Origin of the sequence: Rhodopseudomonas sp. BR0C11, assembly GCF_010820945.1 — a bacterium.
Classification (GTDB): Bacteria; Pseudomonadota; Alphaproteobacteria; order Rhizobiales; family Xanthobacteraceae; genus Rhodopseudomonas; species Rhodopseudomonas palustris_H.
In genome coordinates this window covers 1-3,118 of sequence record NZ_QTKI01000500.1, presented here as the reverse complement: position 1 = coordinate 3,118, position 3,118 = coordinate 1, and the positions used below count along the sequence as shown (strand labels likewise).

The 3,118-nt window shown below is 64.3% G+C and carries 4 protein-coding genes; 1 reads left to right on the top strand and 3 read right to left on the bottom strand.

The annotated features are described in order from the left end of the window. Positions 1-169: 169 nt before the first annotated feature. From DYI24_RS24115 to DYI24_RS24105, 3 genes are read right to left on the bottom strand one after another with little or no spacing between them, the layout of a single operon-like run. Positions 170-1,291 (bottom strand): oxygenase MpaB family protein, encoded by a 1,122-nt coding sequence (locus tag DYI24_RS24115; protein WP_164574121.1) that lies wholly within the window; start codon positions 1,289-1,291, stop codon positions 170-172. Further along, positions 1,203-1,985, bottom strand: a complete 783-nt coding sequence (locus DYI24_RS24110; RefSeq protein WP_164574120.1) for a hypothetical protein — start codon at positions 1,983-1,985, stop codon at positions 1,203-1,205. Before DYI24_RS24110 ends, DYI24_RS24115 begins: the two co-directional genes overlap by 89 nt. Before the next feature lie 17 nt (positions 1,986-2,002). Beyond that, positions 2,003-2,203 carry a hypothetical protein gene (locus tag DYI24_RS24105; RefSeq protein WP_164574119.1) on the bottom strand — a complete coding sequence of 67 codons (201 nt, stop codon included), beginning with the start codon at positions 2,201-2,203 and terminating at the stop codon, positions 2,003-2,005. A 179-nt stretch (positions 2,204-2,382) separates the two neighbouring features. Between DYI24_RS24105 and DYI24_RS24100 the strand changes: the two genes are divergently transcribed. Then, positions 2,383-2,913, top strand: a complete 531-nt coding sequence (locus tag DYI24_RS24100) for a hypothetical protein (protein ID WP_107343829.1) — start codon at positions 2,383-2,385, stop codon at positions 2,911-2,913. Positions 2,914-3,118 lie beyond the last annotated feature (205 nt).

Sequence of the window (3,118 nt, the reverse complement as noted above, 5' to 3'; positions counted from 1 at the left end):
GAGCCCGGTCTGATGCCGCAAGCCCGCGCCGCACTGAAAGCAGCGACCTGCAAGGTGCAGTCGGAGCCGCAAGCGAAGTCGCAGTCGTAATCGCCACGAGTGACAATGCGAGCCGCGGCCTCGCTCACGGCGCTGCCTTGCTTGTCGAACCACGCGTGGCACAATGCCGTCAGGCGCCCTTGGTGCGCGGGAACGTGCCCAGCTCCTCGATATTGTAGCCTTCCGGATAGGTGCGACCGCCGATCTCCTGCCACTTCGGTGCCCGGCGCTTCGGCAGCAGCTTCAGGATCGCACGGCGCAGTCCGAGCCCGCCGAGCGCGAGCATGCGCAGCGGCGCCGACGGATAGGTGAACCCTAATGCCTCGACCAACGGACGGTCGGTGATGGCCAGCGCGACCTGCCGTCCGCCGCGATGCAGAAGCCGCGGCACGAAGTAATCCGACAACACGAGATCGATCGTGCGTTCGGAGATCAGCCGGTTCGACTCCGCATAGACGAACCGCGTCTGCTCGAATTCGTCCGCGAACGCGCGAAACGAGTGGATGTCCGGATAGAGGCCATCGATGCCCATCCGGCGACCGAACTCATTCCAATAAACGAACCACAAATGCTGCTCGGTCTCAGTCATCGGCCGATGACCAAAGCGGCCGACCCAGTCGATCGGCGAAAACACGAAGGTCGACAGGACGTAGAGGTAGTCGTCCGTGGCGATGCGATATCGTTTGTGCATCGAATTGATACGCGCGAACGAGCGGCGTGCGCGATCGCTGTCGAGGCCGTTGCGCAGTACCTCGCGGATCAGAAGTGCGGTGTCGTCGTATCGCTTCGACACGCGCTCGGAGAATTCGCCCGTCCGGGCCAGCAGGCCTGAAATCGACGGCACCGCGTACGTGCGTAGCAGCGCAAATTCCAACGCCTTATTGATGTCCCACGGAAAGTCGATGTGAGTCAGGCGCCAAACTGTCCGCTGCGCTTCTGCCAATTCAGGCGCGCCGTCCGGCACGCTCAATCCGTTGGCAGTCGTCACCTGCGGTTCAAGAGAGTCGATCATCAGCGCTTCCTCCAAAGGCGACCCGCAGAGTGGTTCGCGGGAGGAAGCGCGGTCTTGCGTAGAGAAGCTGGGAGACAGTTGCAGATATACGACAGCGCCATCGATTGATGCGGCGCGATATCGCTGATCGCTCGTGTGAACTACGTGCGACTCACCCCTTCCGCACGACTGCCCCGCTTTGCGGCGCAGCGGGCTTGGCCAACTGGCCGAGATTGGCGGCCTGCAATTCCAATTCGGCAATCAGGCGGTCGGCGTCGGCGGCGATGCCGTCGGGCGCCATGATCACCAGCCGCTCCAGCGCCCAGCGATACGAAGACGCGCGCCGGCGCAGGCACTGCTGCACCCACTGCACGATCAGCGAATTCTCTTCCATCCGCGCCACTGCGTCCGCGCGCTCATTTGGCGACAGATCGGCGATGTATTTCAGACTGGCGTTGCGTTTCTGGTCGAGTTCGAGCACCCGCGCCGCGGTGAACTGAAACGGCTCGATCATCGTCAGGTCGTTGCGGACGTCCTGGATCAGCTCGTTATAGCGCGACGAGTGCGAGCGATGTGGCTCGTCGATCAGTAGCTTGCCGTAGGCGGTGCGATCAAACGGCGGCTGCTGCCGCCACGGCGCGGCGATCGGCTGGTAATCACCGAACACGCTCTTCCATGCGGGCCGTGCATGCGGCGCCTCGATCAGCGGGTACGCCATATCGCGCATGTTGCGCTCTTGGTCGGTGAGCTGAAACGCCGACGCTTGCAGGCCGATGCTGCCGGTGGCTTCGGCGCCGATCCAGCGATGCATGTCGTCGGTGACGAAGTCGCGCCGAGTGCGTCCGAAATCACCGCCAGCACAGCCGCCGAGCAAGACAGCCGCAAGGGTGGGAAGGAGCAGAACCGTTCGGGCGACCCTGCCCCGGATCAGGACCGGACGGCCGACCGCGGACATCGATAAGCTTCTTCGGTTCAGGAGCGGGCGCGGCGGCGGCGACGCCGGCCGGGCGCATCGCCCTGTTTGGGCCCGCCGTCGCTGCCGGCATCGGCGTGACGCTCGATCCGGATCACCGGGAGGATGGTCACGGTGGCGGAGTGATCGGACGGCGCGACCATGGACGAGCCCGGCCGCCGCGATGCCGCATCCGCCGGAAATTCAATGATGGTGCCCATACCGGTCTCTCCGCGTCCTTTCCTGCGACCCGATCACGGTGCGTCGCATTAAGGAGCCGTTATGGTTAATGCACTGTTAATGGCGGAGCCGTCGGCGGTTGCAACCGTCACGGGTGGGGTGATAGCTTTGAAGCCCCTGGGGACGGGAACTTGACGTCGACGTGAGGCTTGTGACCTCCATGATCGAGATTCCGCCATCCGATCTGCGCGCTAGTCGCTTCCCCGCCCTCGGCCCCCAGCCGATCGCGATTGCGGCCGCAGCCCTGCTGCTGATTATCGCCGGGATCGGCACCATCTTTCTGTGGCGCATTGCGACCGGCACCAGCCCTGAACAGGAACGTGTCGCCGCCGGCCGTCAGGTGCAGGCCCGAGTGGCGCAGACCTCCGAACAGCTGGTGGAGCGCACCAAGGGTCTGGAGCTGACGCAGCAGCAATCGATTGACCAACTGCAGGCGCTGCAGGATCAGCTTGCGCAGATCGAAAGGCTGGTCGCCGCCCAGCGCAGCGAGACCAAGAAACTGTCGGAACAGGTCGGGGAGATCGGCACCAATCTCGACAGCCTGCGGCAGTCCTTCGCCCAGGCCCAGCCGGCGGACACCGCCGAGCGGCCAACCGCGCGATCACGGCCTGTCGCGCATGCCTCGCGCGGCAAAGCCGGTAAACCTCGCGCCACCAAATCGCAACGCAAACGCATCAAACCGCGCAGATAGCTCAAATTGCATACCGCTGCTTAACCAATTTGCGACCAAGTTCGCTGGGGCAAGCGGCTAGTATGTGTGGGAGTTGACGATGCGTAAATTTGCGGTGCTGGCAGCCGGCTGTAGCACGCTGGCTGTCCTGGTCGGGCTCGGTGCCGGCCGCGCGTGGTTCACCCTCGCCCCCTCCAAGATCGACGCCGCCCGCGCTCCCTCCGCT